At 70.7% G+C, this 1515-nt stretch carries 1 protein-coding gene; it reads left to right on the top strand.

Annotation, left to right across the window (positions count from 1 at the left end):
• Nucleotides 1–609: 609 nt before the first annotated feature.
• A partial coding sequence (locus AB0B01_RS21575; protein ID WP_361721345.1) for a DUF6777 domain-containing protein occupies nucleotides 610–1515 on the top strand: 906 nt, incomplete at its 3' end.

Below are 1515 nucleotides of genomic sequence, written 5' to 3'. Positions count from 1 at the left end.
GTGGCCTGGAGCGCGTCGGTGCGTGCGTTGCCGGAGCGGTAGGCCTTGAGGGCGGCCGAGGCCCGGTCGGGCCGCCGCCCGCCTGTCAAGCCCCGAAATCTCGCGGCATGACGCCGGCCGGGGCCCAGGGCTTACTCAAGACATGGGCTCACGTACAGAAGCTGGGCCCACCCCGGCAACGCGTGGAGCGACGGGCCCCTCCGGTCGCTCTTCACCTTTTTTCGCGGGGGTGGAATTTCCATCATTCACGCCTCCGGTACAGGAGGCCATAATGGCAGTAAGGAGCGAGCAGATGCGGATAACCACCATTTTCCCGATGCCCTACGTCTGGGGGAGAGTGTCGTGACTTCCCTACCTCCTTCGGGCGAGCGTCCCACCGGCCCCCCGTCCGGACCGCTGTCCGACCGCCCGACGAACGAGCAGTCCTGGCCGCAGGGGCCACCCCCGCCGGCCGCCCCTCCCCCGCCACCAGCGCCCCCGCCCCCGCCGCAGCCCCCCGGTCCGCCGGCCGGCAGCGGTGAGCCGGGCGAGCCCGGCCCGCGTCGAGGCGGTTCGGCCCACGGGTGGCGTTCGCGCAGGACCGTGCTGAGTGCCGGTACGGCAGTGGCCATGGCGACCGCCGTGGTCCTGGCCTTCACGGTCATGGGCGGGCACGACGCATCCGGTGGAGAGGTCTTCCTCCAGGCCGCCTCGGCGGCCGGCCCCGATCCGTTCACCCCCTCGACGGACACACAGTCCGAGGACGGCGTGGTCACGCCCGCATCCGCCGGCAAGTCCAAGGGCGGCGGCAGCGGCGCGAGCGCCCTCGAAGTCAACGGTGCCTACCCGGGCCTGTACGGAGGCACGCGCAACGTCACGAGCTGCGACGTCGAGAAGCAGATCAAGTACCTCACGGAACACGCCGACAAGGGCAAGGCCTTCTCCGACCCCCTGAGCATCCGGCAGTCCGACGTCGCCTCCTACCTGCGGTCTCTGACCCCCGTCCAGCTGGGCTGGGACACCCGGGTCACCAACCACGGGTACAAGAACGGCGCACCCACCGGCTACCAGGCCGTCCTGCAGGCCGGCACATCCGTCCTGGTCGACGACCGCGGCGTACCCCGCGTCCGCTGCGCCTGCGGCAACCCGCTGGCCCCGCCCGTCGCCGCCAAGGGCAAGCAGACGTACAGCGGCCGGCAGTGGTCGTCGTTCCACTCCTCCGACGTCGTTGCGGTCAAGCCCGCCGAGAAGCCGGTGAAGTCCGTCACGATGTTCGACCACGACCGCAAGGGCTGGTACCAGCGCCCGAGCGGAGACGCACACGGCAAGCACGACTACGAGATCTCGCCGCCGAAGGGCCAGACACCCGACTCGCCGTACCCGGTCCTGCCGCCTCCTGCGGGATCCGTGCAGAGGCCCCCGGCCGAGGACACGCACAAGGGCACGGACAAGGACAACCGCGAGGGCGCCAACCACCACCCGTGGGAGAACAAGCAGGGCACTGACGAGCACAAGAAGGAGAACAAGCAGGGCACC

The sequence above is a fragment of the Streptomyces sp. NPDC044571 genome (assembly GCF_040647115.1).
Lineage (GTDB): Bacteria > Actinomycetota > Actinomycetes > Streptomycetales > Streptomycetaceae > Streptomyces.
This window is presented reverse-complemented; position numbering and strand designations above follow the sequence as displayed.